The following is a 16,374-nucleotide window of genomic DNA, read 5'->3' on the forward strand; positions in this document are numbered from 1 at the left end:
GTCAGGTCTGTGACCGGGGCGGCAGCGGAAACAGCATGCAACTGCTCGTGGCGTGAGCGAGGAGGCGGTCCTCGCCGTCGATGAGCGTCGCCTCGGCCAGTGCCGTCCGGCGGCCGCCGTTGAGGACCGTTCCGACGGCGCGCACCTTGCCGGTGTCCACCGTGATGCGCCGCAGGAACTTCACGGTCAGGTCGAGGGAGGTGTATCCCATATCGGCCGGCAGTGTGGACTGCACGGCACAACCCGCAGCCGAGTCGAGCAGCGTCGCGAAGACGCCTCCGTGCACACTGCCGATCGGGTTGTAGTGCTCCTCCCCCGGCATCAGCGAGAACACGACCCGGCCGAACTCCACCTCTTCGAGGCCCATGTCCAGGGTGGCCGCGATGGGCGCGGCGGGCAGTCGGCCGTCCTTCACGTCACGCAGGAACTCCAGACCGGAGACGCGGCCGACGGCTGCTGCCGAAAGCTGGGGGTCCTCCCATTCGTACGTCCGCGTCCGCCCCACAGTCACGCCTCCCGCTGCCCACTCTCACCTGACTTCGCAGACCGAAGTTAGCCGTGACCTTCTCTGACTGTCAATGACGAAGTCAGAGTCCCTACCATGACGGCATGGAGTGGCTTGAGGTGAGCACGGACAACTGCCCCGTGCAGCGCACGCTCGACGTCGTCGGCGAGAAGTGGAGCCTGCTGATCCTGCGGGACGCCACCAACGGCGTACGCAGGTTCGATGACTTCCGCCGCCACATGGGCCTGTCGGAGGCGGTCCTGAGCGACAGGCTCCGGAAACTGACCGCGGCGGGCATCCTCACCACCGTCCCCTACCAGGATCCCGGCAGCCGTGCCCGCAACGAGTACCGGCTCACGCGCAAGGGATGGGATCTGTGGCCGGTCCTGGTCGCCCTGCGCCAGTGGGGGGAGACGTATGCCGCCGACCCGGCGGGCCCTGTGCTCGACCTGCACCATTCCGACTGCGGGGCGCAGGTCCGGGTGGTGGTCGAGTGCGCCACCGAGCACTCCGCGCTGACCCCCAGGGATGTCACGGCCCGGCCGGGTCCGGGAGCCCGCCGCCGGAGCGGCTGAGCGCCGGCCTCGCCCCTGTCCGGGCAGGGTGAGGCCGTACCGATCGAAGACTGACCGATTGCCGCGAAGAAGAACGCGCTCCCATGTGTGTCACCGAAGGTTGCCCGCATGCCCCCTCCGGCTCAGGGAGGGGCCGCGACCGGGACGACGAGGCTGCTCCGCCTGTCGGCGGGACGTCGGCGTCGTCCGAAAACCCCTTGCTCCCCGGTCGGCCTGCTTGGTGGGATGCGAGGATTCGAGGTCGGGGGGACGGTTTGGCGGTGTTCGGCTGTGCGTGCTGCGGTGCGGTCCTGACGGCGGCGGTGTCGGAGGTGGCCTTGCCGATCCACCTGGCCGACACCCACTGGGAGAGGCTCCACCCGCCCCTGCTGGAGGCCGGGTCCTACGCCGTCGACCCCGCGCCGTACGGGCCTCCGTGGCGGCAGTGGGACGAGGCCGGGGCACACGAGGCGACGGAACAGGGGCGCTTCGCGCCGTTCGGCGCACTGTCCGACGGACCGTCGGACACGATCCTTCTCGCGCCCGGCGACACACGCGGCACGAAGCTGATCCTGGAGCGGGCCGGGGGCTACTGCATGGGCATCGACGGGAGGGACGGCCCGAACCTTGCCTGCCTGAGCTGCGATCTGCCGGTCGGGACGAGGATGGACGACTGCGGGTGCTGGCAGGTCGTCCGGCTCGATCCGCAGGCGGTGGTACGGCTGCCCGGCCCACCTGAGCGGCCGGTCATGGACTGGGCGGAGCTGCTGGCCACGGGCGCGCTGTGGCACCGGCTCAGCGAGTACCGGAACATCCCGGCGGGCGTGGCCCTCGCCCAGGTGGTGATGGCAGCCCGGGGCGCGCCGGTCGAGGTGGCGCCCGGGCCGGTGGCCGAGCTCCTCGGCCGGGCGCTCGGCGCACTGCTGCCCACCGGGGAGGGTGCGCAGCGGCTGGACCTGGGGGGACCGGAGGTCGGCGAGCCGACCGCCGACTTGCTGCTGGTACCGGTCCACCCTCAGACCGGAGCCATGTGGCAGCCGAGCACCGGGGCGGTGCCGGTACCCATGGATGCCGCGCTCTGGGCCGAGCTCGCCTTCCCACCGCACCGAACCCGGCTGCCGGTGCTCGGCGGGCTGCCGGCAGGCGTGGAGCGGGACGACCCACTGCCGCCGCACCCGTGGTACCCGTTCCGTCCGTCCCCGGAGGCGTTCCGGTACACGCTCGCGCGGACGCCCGTCGTCAGGGAGCCGTGGCTGCGGGCGATCTACGACCGAGGATGCTGACCCTGCGGAGGTGGGCGCCATCGTCAAGGGCCGGCTGTGCTTGCCACTGGCTGCGGCCGGCCGGGGACCGCGTGTGGTGGGGCGACCTGCCCGACGGTGCCGGCGCCGAGCCGTTGGGAGTGTCGAGGAACGCGACAGGGCAGGGGCTGCCGTGGCCGGCCGACCAGCCCGGAGCGCCACGCTCCGCCTGCAGTTCGACCCCTGTCGTCCGATGCCCGTTCATGCATGATGACGGAATGAACCATAGTGACCAGCGCTTCCACGTCATCGTGCTGTCGAACTTCGCGAAGGGCTTCGACAAGTACGCCTACGCCTACGGCAAGGCGGGGATCCCGGAGAGCACGTATTCCGACCGGTTCCACCTGCTGACCCGTGCGGAGTTGGGGATCGGCGTCGGCAAGGCACGCCGGCTGCTGGACCGTCTGGCGATTCCGGGCGACCGGCTGCTGGTGCTGGAAACCATGGTGGACCCCGACGAGTTGGTGCCCAACGTGTCGACCGGACTCGGCATGGAATTGCACCAGTCCCGCATCCGGTTGTCGGCCCTGTACGAACTCGACCAAGCGGGCGCCGAGTTCACTCTGCGCCCGACGACCGTCGAGGATGCGATGGCGGCCTCCCTGCACCTTCACCCCTCGGCACAGCGTCGCTACGCCGACACACGACCGCGCTCGGTGTCGCTGCTGCCGGTCGCCTCCGCCTGCCAGGCCCGGTGTTCGTTCTGCTTCTCCTCCGCTTCGATCTCCAGCGACCAGCCGCCGGCACGGGTGCCGTGGGACGCGGTCGCCCACTGGCTGGAGCGCGCCCGTGCGGCAGGCGCGGAGCGCGCGGTGATCACCGGCGGCGGGGAGCCCACGCTCATACCCTTCGACCAGCAACTGCGCCTGGTGTCGGCCTGCTCGGCGGCCTTCCCGAAAGTCGTCCTGATCACCAACGCACACACGCTGGCGAAGGGCGAGCACGCCGACCGAGCCGAGCGTCTCGCGGCTCTGAGCGCCGCGGGGCTGAGCGTGCTCGCCGTCTCCCGGCACCATCAGGACGACGCCGTCAACGAGCGGCTGATGATGTTGCGCACTCCGGTCAGCTCGGTCGTCGACACCTGGCGCGTGGACCGTGACCGCTGGCCGGGGCTGCGGACCAGGCTCATCTGCGTGCTCCAGCACGGCGGCGTCGCCGACGCGGCCGACATCGCCGGGTTCCTTTCGTGGGCCGTGGCTCTCGGTGTCGAGGAAGTCTGCTTCAAAGAGCTTTACGTATCCACGAGCACCGAGTCGCTCTACTTCGACCGCGCCGCCAACGTCTGGAGCCGAGAGCACCAGGTCTCGCTGTCCATCGTCACCCGGTTCGCCGAGCAGCACGGCTTCGAGCTGGCGAGCCGCCTGCCCTGGGGGTCACCGGTCTACGACGGCGCCTGGGACGGCCGGCCGATACGGATCGCCGCGTACACCGAACCGAGCCTGCTCTGGGAACGCGCCAACGGGATCGCACGCAGCTGGAACGTCATGGCCGACGGACGCTGCTACGCCTCCCTGGAGGACCGCGCCAGCGAGATCGTGCCGGAAGGCGCGACGGCATGAGGTTCCAGGAGTTCCAGGAATTCCGGCAGCGGCAGCTCAGCGCCTCCCCCTCGCTCCTGGACGCCTCCGAGACCAATGTGTACAGGGCGCTCGCGCCGATACGACCGCAACCACCCACCGGCACACGCACAGTGCACCGCTGTGATCTCGCCCGTGCCTGGCTGCGGCGCTCCGAACTGCCGGCAGAGTGGTCCGGCCACGCCATGGTCTGCCGGGGAGTCCGGCACGGGCTCGGTGTGGTGTTCCACTGGCTGCGTGGTGTGCAGGGGCGGTTGTGGCTGCCCAGTGACGTGTACCCGGTGTACTTCGAGCTGGCCCGCGCTGCGGGTCTGGATCCCGCTTCCTATCCGACGCTACCGGCGCCGGCCCTGCCGAGGTCGCCGGCGGCCCCTCGACCCGAGTACCTGCTGCTCGCCAACCCCAGCAAGCCGCTCGGCCGACACCTGTCGGACGCCGAGTGCGCCGAGCTGATCTCGTGGCTGAGGGAATCGCCACACCGCCGCCTGCTGATCGACACCGTCTACGACCTGGAGGCACCGTTCGCTTCCGGCACCCGGCGTCTGCTGGACACCGGTCGTGCGGTCCTGCTGCATTCGGTCACCAAGGGGTGGCTGTGGCCACGCACGTTCGGGGTGGTCCTGCTGGGCCCGGCGGACGCCGAACTGGCCGACGCGTTCCGGACGGATCCGCCGACCCCGGCACAGCTGCAGCTCGCCGACCAGCTGCTGACGGAGCACAGCGACGTGCCTCGGCAGGTCGTCGACGAACTGGCCGCAAGGGCTGACCGGCTCTTCGAACGGCTGCCCAAGGACGTGCTCGGGGCGATCCCCACGGCGAGCCGGACCTGTCCCGGCAACTACTTCTTTCCGGTCGGCATTCCGGCGCAGGTGCTCCAGCGCGAGTACGGCGTACTCGCCACGCCGGTGAGCGTGTTCGGGGAGAACAACTGGGCCGGCTCGGTCCTGACCAGCCTCGCCGACGCCTTCGGTCCGACGCCGACGCCGACGGTGGCACGATGAAGCTGCTCCTGACTTCGCACGGCATCCGGTGGGACGCGGCAGGACGCCTTCCCGACGAGCCGGACTCGCCGAAGTACGACGGAGCGCTTCGCGCACTACCGTCGACGGCCGCATCTCGGCGGCCCGTCAGAAGCTCCGAATTGGCCTGTCGCGTTGGCCTGCCGCACCGACGAACACCACGTCCGCCCGGGGTACGTCGGCGTCGACGCACGCAGGCGAGTTCGGGTCGATCCGTACTTGGACGAACCTGGTGCCAAACGCGACGGCGGGCGGGTGGCCTTGCACGCGCGCAGCGTGGAACCTCTTGTCCGCCCGTCCGGTCCGGTCCGGTCCGGGAGACTGCCGTGGCCCAACGAGCGCGGCCATCGGTTCGGTCAGACGCCGCGCAGGGGTCGGCCCCCACCACGCCGAGCCTGGCCAGCGCCGCGTTGATCGGCCACTCCTCCCGACGACCGCCGAACTCCGAGGTGTGCAACGGCCCCCAGTCCAGCACGCCGGCCCGCCACAGGGAGGCGGTCTGATGCCCGTCGCCGGCCCAGAAGTCCGCTTCCACATGGGCGACCGGACCGCCCTGCGAGAGGTCGCTCAGCGTTCGCGACAGGTCACCGCCGAGCGCGGTCGGCAGCACCAGCAGCCCCATGCGCTGCGCGAGCGGGGCGACCACTGCCCACGGCACCCCTGACGCCCAGCCTCGCAGGCGGTCGAAATCGCTGATGGCGGCGTTGAGTCGGTATGACATCCGCGCACGGTAGCCGCGTCCATGGGGCGATGACCACTTGTGACTTGCCGAGGCGAGGTCGTCACCGGGACGGTGACCGAGTTCGCCGACCGCGGTGTCACCTTCGTGGACATCGGCGGCTTCACCGCGACGACCCACCCTCCTGAACTGTCCCGGCGGCACCTCAACCACCCCTCCGGCGTCGTCACCGTCGGCCAGGAGGTCGCCGCCGAGGTCCTCGACGTCGACATGGTCCGGGAACGAGTGCAGCTGTCGCTCAAAGCACTCCAGCCGGGCGTGTCCGGCAAGTGATGCGGCCGCCTCACCGTGCGGCCGGTGGGCAGCCGGTGCGAGCGGACTGGTCGTGGAGGTACCGGGACTGTTCCGGTGAGGTGAGCGTACGGTCGACGGCTTCGCAGATGATGCGCATCGCGCGGGCCGGGTCGGGCAGGTCGATGGTCCACAGTGCGACAGAGCTGCCCGTGGCGATGGCCAGGGCATGCCCGTCCGGGCTGAAGGCCACCGCTGCGACGGAGCGCGTCGGCACGGTGGTTCGGTTCTGGGTGGTGGCGAGATCCCACAGGCCCACCCCCGCCGTGGTACCCAGGGCCAGCGTGCGTCCGTCGGAGCCGAAGGCCAACGATGTCACCTCACCGTCGGCGCGGAAGCTGTCCTGGAGCCTGCCGGTGCGCGGGTCCCACGTCTTCACCGACCCGCCCCTGCTCGCGGTGGCCAGGGTGCGTCCGTCGGGACTGAATGCGAGCGACAGCGAGGTCCGTACTCTCGGTTCGATGGTGCGCTGAGCGCGCCCCGTGGCCGCGTCGAGGAGCGTGATCCGGTCGCCGTCGGCCCCGACGGTCACGACGGCGACTGTGCGGCTGTCCGGAGCGAAGACCACCGTCCTGACGGACTGGTGGCGGCCGGTGCGCAGGGTCTGCAGGACGCCGGTGGCCAGATGCCACATCCTCAGTGCCCCCTCGTTCCCGACGAAGGCGAGCTGCCTCCCGTCAGGACTGAAGACTGGTTTGTCGATGTTCATCAGGGCACGGCTCTGACGCAAGCGGCCCGTGGCGATGTCGCGAACCTCCGCTTTGCCGCTCTCGCCGACTCGGGCGGCCAGGGCCTCTTCGTGCGGGGCGAATCCCAAGGCCGCGGGGCGTAGAACCGTCACCGGCAGGTGCCCTCCTCGCGGTGCCGGATCCGTGTCGAGCGCCAGGGTGGCTCTGCGATCGCCGGTCCTGGCATCCCAGAGCTGTACCGCCGCCCGACCGAGCGGTCCTTGGGCGACCGTGGAAATCGTGCTTGCGTCCGGGCTGAATGCCAGGTCGGTGATGGATGTGCCGGGACGGCCCGCAAGGGTGGTCCATGGGTGGTCGGCGGACAGGTCGTGCACGCGGACGGCGGGGTCAAGGTTGTTGCCGGTGACCATGGTGCGGCCGTCCGGGCCGAGCGCCACCCGGAGGATCCCTCGCCCGCGGTGACCGGTGGTCAGGGTGCTCAGCTCGGTGCCGGTGGCGGTGTCCCACCGGCGCACGGTTCCCCCGGAGCCCGGGACAGCGAGGATGCGTCCGTCCGGGGAGAAGGCAACCGTGCGGGAGTTCTCGAAGCCGTCCCTGATCGTACGCAGGAGGTTGCCGGTGGTCACCTCCCGCAGCTGCGTCGAGCCATCGGTGCGGACCGTCGCATAGGTCCGGCCGTCAGGACTGAAGGCCACCGCGGTGCCTCCGCTCCGCCCGTCGCGGACGATGCGGGTGCGGCCGGTGGCCGTGTCCCACACCCGCACCAGGCCGTTGTGGCCCACTGCGGCGACGGTTCGTCCGCCGGGGCCGAAGACGACAGCTTGCGGAGCGCCGTGCCCGGTGAAGTGATGCCGGATGCGTCCGGTGGCCACGTCCCACACCCGTACAGCCGAGGGGAAGGCCGCGGCCACGGTGTGGCCGTCCGGGCTGAAGGCCACACCGCGGACTGCTCCGTCGGTGGCGTGCAGGGTTGAGAGCTTCCTGCCGGTGGTCGCATCCCACAGGCCGATCGTGCCTTCGGTGGCGACGGCGAGAACGCGCCCGCCGGGCCCGAACGCCGCGACGTCTCCACTGCCGTGTGCGGTGAACGAGTGCCGCGGACGGCCCTCGGGCAGGTCCCAGATCCCTGTGCGGCCGTCCTTGCTGTGGGTGGCGAGACTGCGCCCGTCCGGGCTGAGGGCCATGGACATCACAGGTTGGGTACCGGTGACCAGGCGCTTGCGCAGCGGCAGTGCCGCGGCGGCGTACAGGGCGGCGCCGGCTTCGCGGGTCGGGCTGGTCCGGTAGGCGTGGACGGCGAGCAGCGAGGCGAGCTCGGGATCGGACTGCAGCAACGCACTTGACTGGGCGGCCAGTTGCCGGGACTCGGCGAGACGCTGCGCGGTGATCGCGCTCGTCCGCTGCCCGATGGCCAGACCGGCGGCCACGAGGGCGAGGCACAGGGCGGCTGTGACCGCGGTGAGCACCAGCCGGTATCTGCGGCGGCCCCGCTGCTCATGATCGCGGCCGGCCTTGAGGAAGGCGTGTTCCAGGTCGGTCAGTTCCCCGTGCGCCGCGTCGCCGAAGTGTTCCTGGGCGGAGGCGAGTCGGCTTCCGCGGAACAGGGCGTCCTTCTCACGGGCGAGATCCTGCCAGGCGTACGCTCCTTCGGTCAGGTTCCGCAGCACACGCAGGCGTTCGCGGTCCTCCTCGATCCAGCCGCTGAGCCGGGGCCAGGCCGTGATCAGCGACTCGTGGGCCAGTTCCACCGTGTCGCCGTCGAGGGTGAGCAGCCGCGCCTTGGCGAGTGCCTCCACCACACCCGCGCAGTCGTCCTGATCTGCATCGGGCAGTTCCGCACGTTGCACGGGGCGTCGGGTGTCGGCGGTGCCGTCGCCGGGAACGACCATGCGCAGCAACACCCGGCGGGCGGCGGTCGCCTGGGCAGGGGTGAACCGTTCGTAGACCTCCTCGGCGGTCTTGGCGATCGCTCCGTCCAGGCACCCGGCCGCCTCATAGCCCGTCATGGTGAGGGTCTTCCCGCGGCGGCGGCGCCAGGTCTCCAGCAACGCGTGCGACAGCAGCGGCAGCCCGCCCGGCGCGTCGGCGACCTCCTCGACCAGCCGGGCGGTGAGGGCGCGTTCCACAGTCAGACCGGCGGCTGTGGCCGGTCCGACGACGGCACTCCTCAGTTCGGCCGGGCTCATCGCTCCGGCGAGCAGGTTGGCGTCACGCAGTGCTTCGGCCAGGTCTCGGTGCTCGGCGCAGCGGCCGTAGAAGTCGCCGCGCACCGCCAACAGCACCCGCAGGCGGCTGCCGGGCTGCCGGGCCGTCAGCAGCAGATCGATGAAGCGAGCGCGCTCGTCCGGGTCGTGGCAGAGCGTGAAGACTTCCTCGAACTGGTCGACGAGGATGACCGTATCCCCGCCGGCACCGTCCAAGGAGACCGCCGGCATGAGCACGGGTGCGTGGCTGCGGGCGGGGTGTTCGCCGGGTGTCAGGATCCGGATGGCCGCCGGGCGCAGGTCCCGCCCCTGAGCACTCAGGAGGACGGGTATCAGGCCGGCCCGCAGCAGGGAGGACTTGCCGCTGCCGGAGGGGCCGAAGACCGCGGCGAAGCGTCGGCGGCGCAACAGGTCGACCAGGTCGTCGGTGAGCTGTTCCCGGCCGAAGAACAGGCCGCTGTCGCCGGTCTCGAACCGTGCCAGCCCTCGGTAAGGCGTAGGTGATCCCCCATCGTCCCGGGTGCCGTCGGCGGCGGACTGCGTGACCGTCTCCTTCCACCGGGCTTCCCACTCCGTCAGGTCTCCACCGCACGCCCTCACATAGGCCAGGGTGACCGGCAGCGTGGGCAGCCGCTCTCCGGCCGCCGCCTGCGACAGGGTGGTCACCGAGAAGCCTGCCCGCTGGGCCAGCGAGCGGTAGGTGATGCCGCCCGCTTTCGCCCTCAACTCGCGTAATCCGAAAGCGAATCGCTGGACCGGACTCGCTGCCGGATCCACCGGCACTTCAGGACGTCCCGCCACATCCTCACCCCTTCAGCCGCGTGCGCGACAGCGTTGTTCAACTGCCGGAACGGTACTGCCGAACAAATCCCCAGCCGCTGAACTCGGTGATCAACACACCCTGACCGGGGCCTTCCTGACCGAAGAGGTTGCTGCTCACCCATGCGATTCCCATCCCTGGACTCCACTCCACCAGACCCGTCACCATCCGTCGCACGACGACTACTCGGCACCCTTTCTCCGGGCGGGCCGTCGCGGCTGGACTGGCCGGACGCGTTGCGTGGTATCGCCGCACTCGTCGTGGTGTTCGACCATTCCTCGTACACCTTCATGCCGGAGTTCCGGCGGGAGCTGATGCCCCACTTCAACACCAGCCGCTACGGCATCATGGTGTTCTTCCTGGTGAGCGGCTACATCATTCCGCGTTCACTGGAGCGTCGGGGCTGTGTGCGGACGTTCTGGGTCGGGCGGATCTTCCGTGTGTATCCGCTGTGGGCGGCCGTCGTCACCATGTTGCTGGTCCTCGATGGTCTCGGCATCGCGGAGATCCGTGACTTCGGTCGGCAGAGCACGATCAGCGTGACGGTCGCTCACATCACCATGCTGCAGGAACTGTTGGGAACACCCAGTCTCCTGCTCGTCCTGTGGACGCTCTCCTACGAGATGGCCTTCTACTTGCTTGTCGCCGCTCTCTTCACCCTCCGCCTCCACCAGAGCTCCGCTTCGGTCGCGATCGTCCTGGCCGTGCTCGCCGCCGTGAGCGTGGCGGCCGGGGTGGCGCTGCCGCCTTCCGCCCTGTCCGGAGTGTTCGGCACCGGCCCGGTGATCGCGTTCGCCTCGATCGCCATGGGAGTCGCCGTCTGTTGCGCGAGTGCCGGGCCGGCCGTACTCCGCTGGTTCGGCGGCGTGTTGGGGGGCGTACTGGCACTCGCGCTGCTTCCCTTCAACGGCACGGTCCCGCTGTGGGAGGGGCTGGTGATCCTCGCTGTGATGTTCCTCGGGACAACCGTCCACCGCGCCGAGAAAGGTCAGTGCACCTGGCGCTTCGCCGCCGGCATCGCCGTCGTCGTGGCCGTCTGCGCCGTGGGGAGTGCGTACTGCTACGGCGGCGGGGAGCACTTCACGGGGCGCGGCTGGATCAGCGCGTTCCTCCTGGCCCTGGTCACCTTCGGTGCCGGACCGGCGATACGCGGCCGTAGCCTGCCGCGTGTCCTGACAGCACTGGGCACGATCAGCTACTCGGTCTATCTGGTGCATCCGGTGGTGCTGGCGGTCGTCGACGGCACTGTCGGCCGACGCCGGCACGACAGCCTCGCGCTCGAAGTCGCGTTCTTCATCGCGCTGCTTCCGCTGTGCTTGCTGACCTACCGTTGGATCGAAGCGCCGAGCCAGAGCTTCGGGCGCGGATGGGCACGCCGCGCACAACAGCGCTGACGATCCGGCCTCGGGTCCGGGTCCACATACGGGGCGACCACGCCGCGGCCCGCCACCAATGCCAGGCTCCCGACACCCCGGCGCCCGCAGGGCCGGCCTCCGCACACCTGCGCCGTCACGACACCCCTGCACGGACGCGGCCCGCTCCGGGGACGTCCGCGGCCGCCACCGCTCGCGGCCCCCTCCCCACCCTCGCCGACGACACCCCGAGCCGTCGAGCCCGACGCGTGTGCCATCACCTGGCGGTCGTCGGCCCGTCCGGGATCGGCAAGTCGACCCTGGCCGACGTCCTCGCCGGCATGCTCCCGCCCGACCGGGGACGAGTCGTCCTGGGCGGCGTGCCCCTGGAGCGTGTCGCGCCCGGGACGACCTGGCCCGCGCCCGCGTCCTGGCACCGCAGAACCCCTACGTCGTCACCGGCACCCTGCGCGAGAACCTCTGCTATCTCGCGCCGGACACACCCGGTGCCGTCCTGGCCTCCGCCATGGGGGAACTGGGGATGGACGCGCTGGCCGAACGGCTCGGAGGCCTGGACGGGCCGGTCGACCCCGCCGTGTTGTCCTCCGGGGAACGCGCACTGGTGGCCCTGGCGCGCGTCTACGTCTCCGACGCCCGGCTGGTCATCCTCGACGAGGCCACCCGGCACCTGGACGCGACGGCCGAGCGACGCGTCGAGGAGGCGTTCCGGCGTCGTCCCGGCACCGTCGTCACCGTCGCACACCGTTTTGTCCGTGGCCCGCCGCGCCGACCGGGTGCTGCTCCTGGACGGAACCCGCCCGGCCATCGGCACGCACGACACGCTCCTGGCCCGGGTTCCGTTCTACGCCGACCTGATGGGCCACTGGCACGACGACGCGGCCGGGACCGGGCGGCCCGTGACCGGCCGCACCGGCGCCGGCCGCGCCGGGGACGGGGCTCAGCACCCCGGGCGCAGCATCACATCGCTCATCGTCGCGTCCTGCGGCAGATCCAGCGCCATGACCAGCGCGGGCGCGACCGACGCCGCACGCATATGAGCCTGCGGCTCGTAGGGGAGACCGAACTGCTCGTGCAGCTTGACCTGCATGAGGGTGTCCGTCTCCCCGGGATACACGGTGGTGACCCGGACACCGTGCGCGTACTCCTCGGCCCGCAGCGACTCCGCGAGCGCCTTCAGGCCGAACTTGGACGCCGCGTAGGCACTCAGCCGTGGTGGGGCGTGCACACCGGCGCCCGAGTTGGCGAACACGACGTGTGCCCCGCCCTCGCGCAGCGCCGGCAGAAACACGCCCGTCAGCTCGCCCGGGGCCACGAGGTTCACCGCGAGCGTGTCCTTCCAGAGGGCCGCGTCCAGCTCCTCCACCCGGCCCGACTCGACGACCTTCGGCCACATGCACGAACGAGTCGAGCCGCTCGGGCAGGGCAACGGCCGCCAGCCGGGCCCGTATCGACCCCGGCGCGGACAGGTCGGCCACCAGCGTCCGGCTCGCCGGGAACCGGTCACGCAGCTCACCCGCCCGCGCCTCGTCCCGCGCCAGCAGCAACTGCTCCTCCCCTCGCTCGGCGAACACCTCCGCGACCGCCGCGCCGATCCCCGAACCGGCACCTGTGACGAAAATGAACTCCCATAGAGTGATACATACCCCATATCGGTATTTCACTCCGGGGAGCAGGTCGGTCCGATGCTCAGTGCAGCTGCTCGGCCAGGCCGACGATGATGCCTTCCGGGCCGCGGACGTAGCAGAGCAGGTAGCTGTCCTCGAACCGGGCGATCTCGCCGACGAGTTCGGCACCGTGCGGGCGCAGGCGGGCTACCGTGTCCTCGATGTCGTCGACGGCGAACATGACACGGTGCGTGCCCACGATGTTGTGCGGCCGGTCTCGCGGTCCGGCGCTGATCGCCGCTGGGCTGCGGTACTTCGCCAGTTCGAGCCGGCTGTGACCGTCCGGGGTCCGGATCATCGCGATGTCACAGCGAACGCCGTCGAGCCCGGTGCACTGGTCGGCGAAGGGGCCCTCGACCTGCCCCCTGCCCTGCAGCTCCATGCCGAGTTCCACGAAGAACGCGATGGCGGCATCCATGTCCTCGACGACGATGCCGACGTTGTCCATCCGCTGAATCGCCATGCTGGTCCCTCCTTGCTCCTCGTGCTGCCTGTTTCGGTTCCGGTCATCCGGCCGTGGCGTGGGGCACCGCCAGGTCCGCTCGGGCGAAGAGACCGGCCAGGGCGAGCGGATCGTCCTGGGAGCAGGCTTCGGCGACCTCGTCGATGAGCCGGTCGTGGTCGGGGCCCGTCCTGCCCTGACAGGCGTCGCTCATCCGGGCCCCTTCGTCCCGGCGCAGCATCTCCCTCTTGCAGAGCGCCGCGAGGTCGCGGACCAGTTGCCGCTGATCTCGGCCGGCCCCCAGGCGTGATCGACACCGGCAACCCCGGACTCCTGCCCGTCGACCGATCCTTGACGATACTGACCCCACGCCTCGCCGCCGGTCAGCAACTCGCCCGCGGCGAGATCCTCGGGCCGCTCGACGTACGACCTGCCGAGGTGCTCGGTGTCGCCGCGCACCCAGCGCCGCTGGTCCGGGTTCCCGTACTCGGTGATCCAGTGGTCGACGCCGCAGCCCTGGTGGTCGAGTACGTCATCGGCAATGACCGGGCACGGCAGACGGCGGGTCCGACATCCGGCCCGGCGCAGTTCCCGGCCGGTCCAGGGCGAGGGAACCGGAGGTGAGGGGTGCGTACTCGACGGAGCCGACGATCCCCGCCCGGACGATCTGTCCGCCCGCGCGATCACGAACAGGGCATCACGCCACAGGGCTTCCGTTCGAGCCGACAGCCGCGCGACGCGGGCGGAGTCCGGGACGACGCCGTGTTCGACACGACAGCGCACCGACCATCAAATAGATCCTACGTATATGCCGACAGTCGACGGATGAGCACTCTCCGCATCGACCCCAATCACCCCTATTGGCAAGCATCATCGCAGATGGCCTTGTCACACCTCTAGACAAAGACACTCTCACGCTTCTATAAATCCATCCGATGTCTCTATCGTCCGATGTCTCCTCTCGACTCACAAGTACGGTGCCGGACCGGCCCCGTGCCCGTGCCGCTTTGTCCTGCCTCTCCCTGACCCACGGAGCCGCACCATGTCCTCAGCCCGTCTCAGCAGACGCGCACTGATGAAGGCCGCCGCCCTCGCCGGAGGGATGGCGGCCGTCGGCCTGCCGCAGGCCCTGTGGCCCGCCACCGCCGAGGCGTACGCCGTCCCCTCCAAGATGGACTGGTGGTACCAGGCCCGGTTCGGCATGTTCATCCACTTCGGGTCCTACTCGCAGCTGGGCCAGGGCGAGTGGGCGTTCGACAGCCAGCAGTGGAGCAAGGCGAACTACCAGACCCAGGTGACCCAGAAGTTCAATCCGGCCCAGTTCAACGCCGCCACCATCGCCGAACTGGCCAAGAACGCCGGCATGAAGTACCTCGTGATCACGGCCAAGCACCACGAGGGCTACGCGATGTGGAACTCCGACGTGGCGAGCTTCACCGACACCACGGCCACCAAGCTCTACAACCTGCGCGACTACAACGGCATCCAGAGCGATCCGCTCCAGGAGCTCAAGAGCGAGTGCGAGAGCCGCGGGATCAAGTTCTGCCTGTACTACTCGATCCTCGACTGGAACCACCCGTCCCAGATCGACCGCCACGAGAGCGGCCTCACGACCATGTCGTCGCAGGCAGCCCGCACCGCCTACATCACCGACATGAAGGCCCAGCTTCAGGAACTGCTGGACCGTTACGACCCGGCACTGCTGTGGTTCGACGGGGACTGGTTCGACAATCCTTCCAGCCCCACCCTGGAGGACTGGTGGCTGGAAGCGGACGGCGTCGACCTCTACAACTGGCTGATCGCCCGCAAGCCCGGCCTCATCGTCAACGAACGCGTCAAGCGGGACCACGGTCTCGGTGACTACGCGGTCGCGGAGTTCGGGATACCCTCCGAGCCGATGGGCCGGCCGTGGGAGCGGTGCAGCACCATGAACGGCGCCTGGGGTTACAACGCGTCGAGCGAGAACTCCTACCGATCCCTCAAGGACATCGTCCAGGAACTCGTCACCGTGGTCTCCCGGGACGGCAACCTCCTGCTGAACATCGGGCCCAAGGGCGACGGTTCGGTCACCGCGGGAACGCAGACCGTCCTGAACGGCCTCGCCTCATGGATGTCGACGTACAGCGACAGCATCCACGGCACGAGCGGCAGCCCGTTCGCCGCCGAACCCACATGGGGGAAGATCACCAGGAAGAGCGGCAAGCTCTTCGCCCATGTCTTCACCTGGCCCACGAACGGCCAGCTGCGGATCCCGGTGGTCGACAACGCGATCAGCCGCGTCTATCTGCTCAACAACCCCTCGGTCTCGCTCCCCTACACCGTCACCGACCAGATCAACGTCACCGTGCCGGCCACGGCTCCGAACGCCAACGACTCCGTGGTGTGCGTCGAGGTCCAGGGCATGCCCGTGAGGGTCTCCGCCCTGGTGTTCCAGAACGTCGACTACGAAGCCGGCCGCACCGTCCTGCCGCTGGGCAGCTACACCTCCTCCCAGCTGTCCGCGGCCGGCCTCGCGCCCGCCACGGCGTCGTCCATCCTGCTGCCCGCCGGATTCCAGGTGACGGGTTACTCCGGTGACAACTTCACCGGCACGGCCTGGACGTTCACGGCCAACACCCCGGACCTTCGGGTGACGGGCAACAACGACGCGATCAGGTCCCTGAGAGTGACGTTCAGACCCGACAAGTACTTCCGGCTGACCAACGTCACGAACCATCTGGCCCTGGACGGCGGTGGCAATGTCGCCTCCGGATCGAACCTGAAACTGTGGGAGGCGGTGGTCCACTCCAATCTCCAGTGGCAGGCGATCGAGCTCGGAAACGGGTACTACAGGCTCGTCAACCGCACCAACGGCATGGTCGCCGACGGCTGGGGCGCCACCGCCAACGGAGACCCGGCCCGGCAGAAGGCCTGGGACGGCGGCAACACCCAGCAGTGGCAGATCACCCACCGCGGCCAGGGCCGGTACTCGATCGCCAACCGCAGCACAGGGCTGGTCCTCGACGGCGGCGGAACGGTCGCTGAAGGATCCGTGGCCAAGCAGTGGACGTGGCAGCAGAACAACAACCTGCTGTGGACCTTCGACGGCGTCGCCTGACCGACACCGCCCGGCGGCACAATCGCGGAATCCCCTGCGGGCGCCTACGAAACGGTAGGCGCCCGCAGGGGCGCGGATGCGATCAAAAACCGATGGACG

Annotated in this window: 13 protein-coding genes and 3 pseudogenes; 11 read left to right on the top strand and 5 right to left on the bottom strand. The window is 69.9% G+C overall.

Translation table 11 applies throughout. The annotated features are described in order from the left end of the window. Position 1: 1 nt before the first annotated feature. Entirely contained in the window at positions 2–505 is a 504-nt protein-coding gene (locus ACZ6BB_RS21350) for a PaaI family thioesterase (RefSeq protein ID WP_471617005.1), read from the bottom strand. A gap of 104 nt (positions 506–609) precedes the next feature. On the opposite strand from ACZ6BB_RS21350, the gene ACZ6BB_RS21355 reads away from it, so the two are divergent. From ACZ6BB_RS21355 to ACZ6BB_RS21380, 6 genes are all read left to right on the top strand, one after another. Beyond that, positions 610–1,080: a winged helix-turn-helix transcriptional regulator gene (locus ACZ6BB_RS21355; RefSeq protein WP_471616723.1), complete on the top strand. Its 471-nt coding sequence runs from the start codon at positions 610–612 to the stop codon at positions 1,078–1,080. A gap of 311 nt (positions 1,081–1,391) precedes the next feature. Beyond that, positions 1,392–2,342 (top strand): hypothetical protein, encoded by a 951-nt coding sequence (locus tag ACZ6BB_RS21360; protein ID WP_471616724.1) that lies wholly within the window; start codon positions 1,392–1,394, stop codon positions 2,340–2,342. 236 nt (positions 2,343–2,578) lie between these two features. Further along, a complete protein-coding gene (locus tag ACZ6BB_RS21365; RefSeq protein WP_471616725.1) occupies positions 2,579–3,919 on the top strand; it encodes a radical SAM protein in 1,341 nt (446 codons plus the stop codon). Continuing rightward, positions 3,916–4,938 (top strand): aminotransferase class I/II-fold pyridoxal phosphate-dependent enzyme, encoded by a 1,023-nt coding sequence (locus ACZ6BB_RS21370; RefSeq protein ID WP_471616726.1) that lies wholly within the window; start codon positions 3,916–3,918, stop codon positions 4,936–4,938. The genes ACZ6BB_RS21365 and ACZ6BB_RS21370 overlap by 4 nt, the downstream gene beginning before the upstream one ends. Positions 4,939–5,458: 520 nt before the next feature. Further along, positions 5,459–5,620: a hypothetical protein gene (locus ACZ6BB_RS21375; protein ID WP_471616727.1), complete on the top strand. Its 162-nt coding sequence runs from the start codon at positions 5,459–5,461 to the stop codon at positions 5,618–5,620. A 96-nt stretch (positions 5,621–5,716) separates the two neighbouring features. Next, the gene (locus ACZ6BB_RS21380; RefSeq protein WP_471616728.1) at positions 5,717–5,968 is read left to right on the top strand and encodes a S1 RNA-binding domain-containing protein; all 252 of its coding nucleotides are present in this window, start codon (positions 5,717–5,719) and stop codon (positions 5,966–5,968) included. A 10-nt stretch (positions 5,969–5,978) separates the two neighbouring features. On the opposite strand, the gene ACZ6BB_RS21385 is transcribed toward ACZ6BB_RS21380, so the two are convergent. Beyond that, complete coding sequence (locus ACZ6BB_RS21385) at positions 5,979–9,605, bottom strand: nSTAND1 domain-containing NTPase (RefSeq protein WP_471616729.1); 3,627 nt, start codon at positions 9,603–9,605, stop codon at positions 5,979–5,981. A 216-nt stretch (positions 9,606–9,821) separates the two neighbouring features. On the opposite strand from ACZ6BB_RS21385, the gene ACZ6BB_RS21390 reads away from it, so the two are divergent. The 3 genes and pseudogenes from ACZ6BB_RS21390 to ACZ6BB_RS21400 form a co-directional block, all read left to right on the top strand. Further along, positions 9,822–11,093, top strand: a complete 1,272-nt coding sequence (locus ACZ6BB_RS21390) for an acyltransferase family protein (RefSeq protein WP_471616730.1) — start codon at positions 9,822–9,824, stop codon at positions 11,091–11,093. Further along, positions 11,066–11,392 (top strand): annotated as a pseudogene (locus tag ACZ6BB_RS21395) (hypothetical protein); the annotation flags it as partial. The gene ACZ6BB_RS21390 and the pseudogene ACZ6BB_RS21395, both read left to right, overlap by 28 nt. Positions 11,393–11,577: 185 nt before the next feature. Then, a pseudogene (locus ACZ6BB_RS21400) lies at positions 11,578–11,673 on the top strand (hypothetical protein); the annotation flags it as partial. A 336-nt stretch (positions 11,674–12,009) separates the two neighbouring features. On the opposite strand, the pseudogene ACZ6BB_RS21405 reads toward ACZ6BB_RS21400, so the two are convergent. The 3 genes and pseudogenes from ACZ6BB_RS21405 to ACZ6BB_RS21415 all read right to left on the bottom strand — a co-directional run bounded on the left by ACZ6BB_RS21405 (position 12,010) and on the right by ACZ6BB_RS21415 (position 13,392). After that, positions 12,010–12,709: pseudogene (locus tag ACZ6BB_RS21405) on the bottom strand (SDR family oxidoreductase). Between the two features lie 49 nt (positions 12,710–12,758). Further along, on the bottom strand, positions 12,759–13,199 hold the full coding sequence (locus ACZ6BB_RS21410) for a VOC family protein (RefSeq protein ID WP_471616731.1): 441 nt from the start codon (positions 13,197–13,199) through the stop codon (positions 12,759–12,761). Between the two features lie 43 nt (positions 13,200–13,242). Beyond that, entirely contained in the window at positions 13,243–13,392 is a 150-nt protein-coding gene (locus ACZ6BB_RS21415) for a hypothetical protein (RefSeq protein ID WP_471616732.1), read from the bottom strand. Positions 13,393–13,529: 137 nt separating this feature from the next. On the opposite strand from ACZ6BB_RS21415, the gene ACZ6BB_RS21420 reads away from it, so the two are divergent. Then, positions 13,530–13,802 (top strand): hypothetical protein, encoded by a 273-nt coding sequence (locus ACZ6BB_RS21420; protein WP_471616733.1) that lies wholly within the window; start codon positions 13,530–13,532, stop codon positions 13,800–13,802. 418 nt (positions 13,803–14,220) lie between these two features. After that, positions 14,221–16,275 (top strand): alpha-L-fucosidase, encoded by a 2,055-nt coding sequence (locus tag ACZ6BB_RS21425; protein ID WP_471616734.1) that lies wholly within the window; start codon positions 14,221–14,223, stop codon positions 16,273–16,275. Positions 16,276–16,374: the final 99 nt, after the last annotated feature.

It is taken from the genome of Streptomyces sp. NPDC041108 (genome assembly GCF_055592645.1).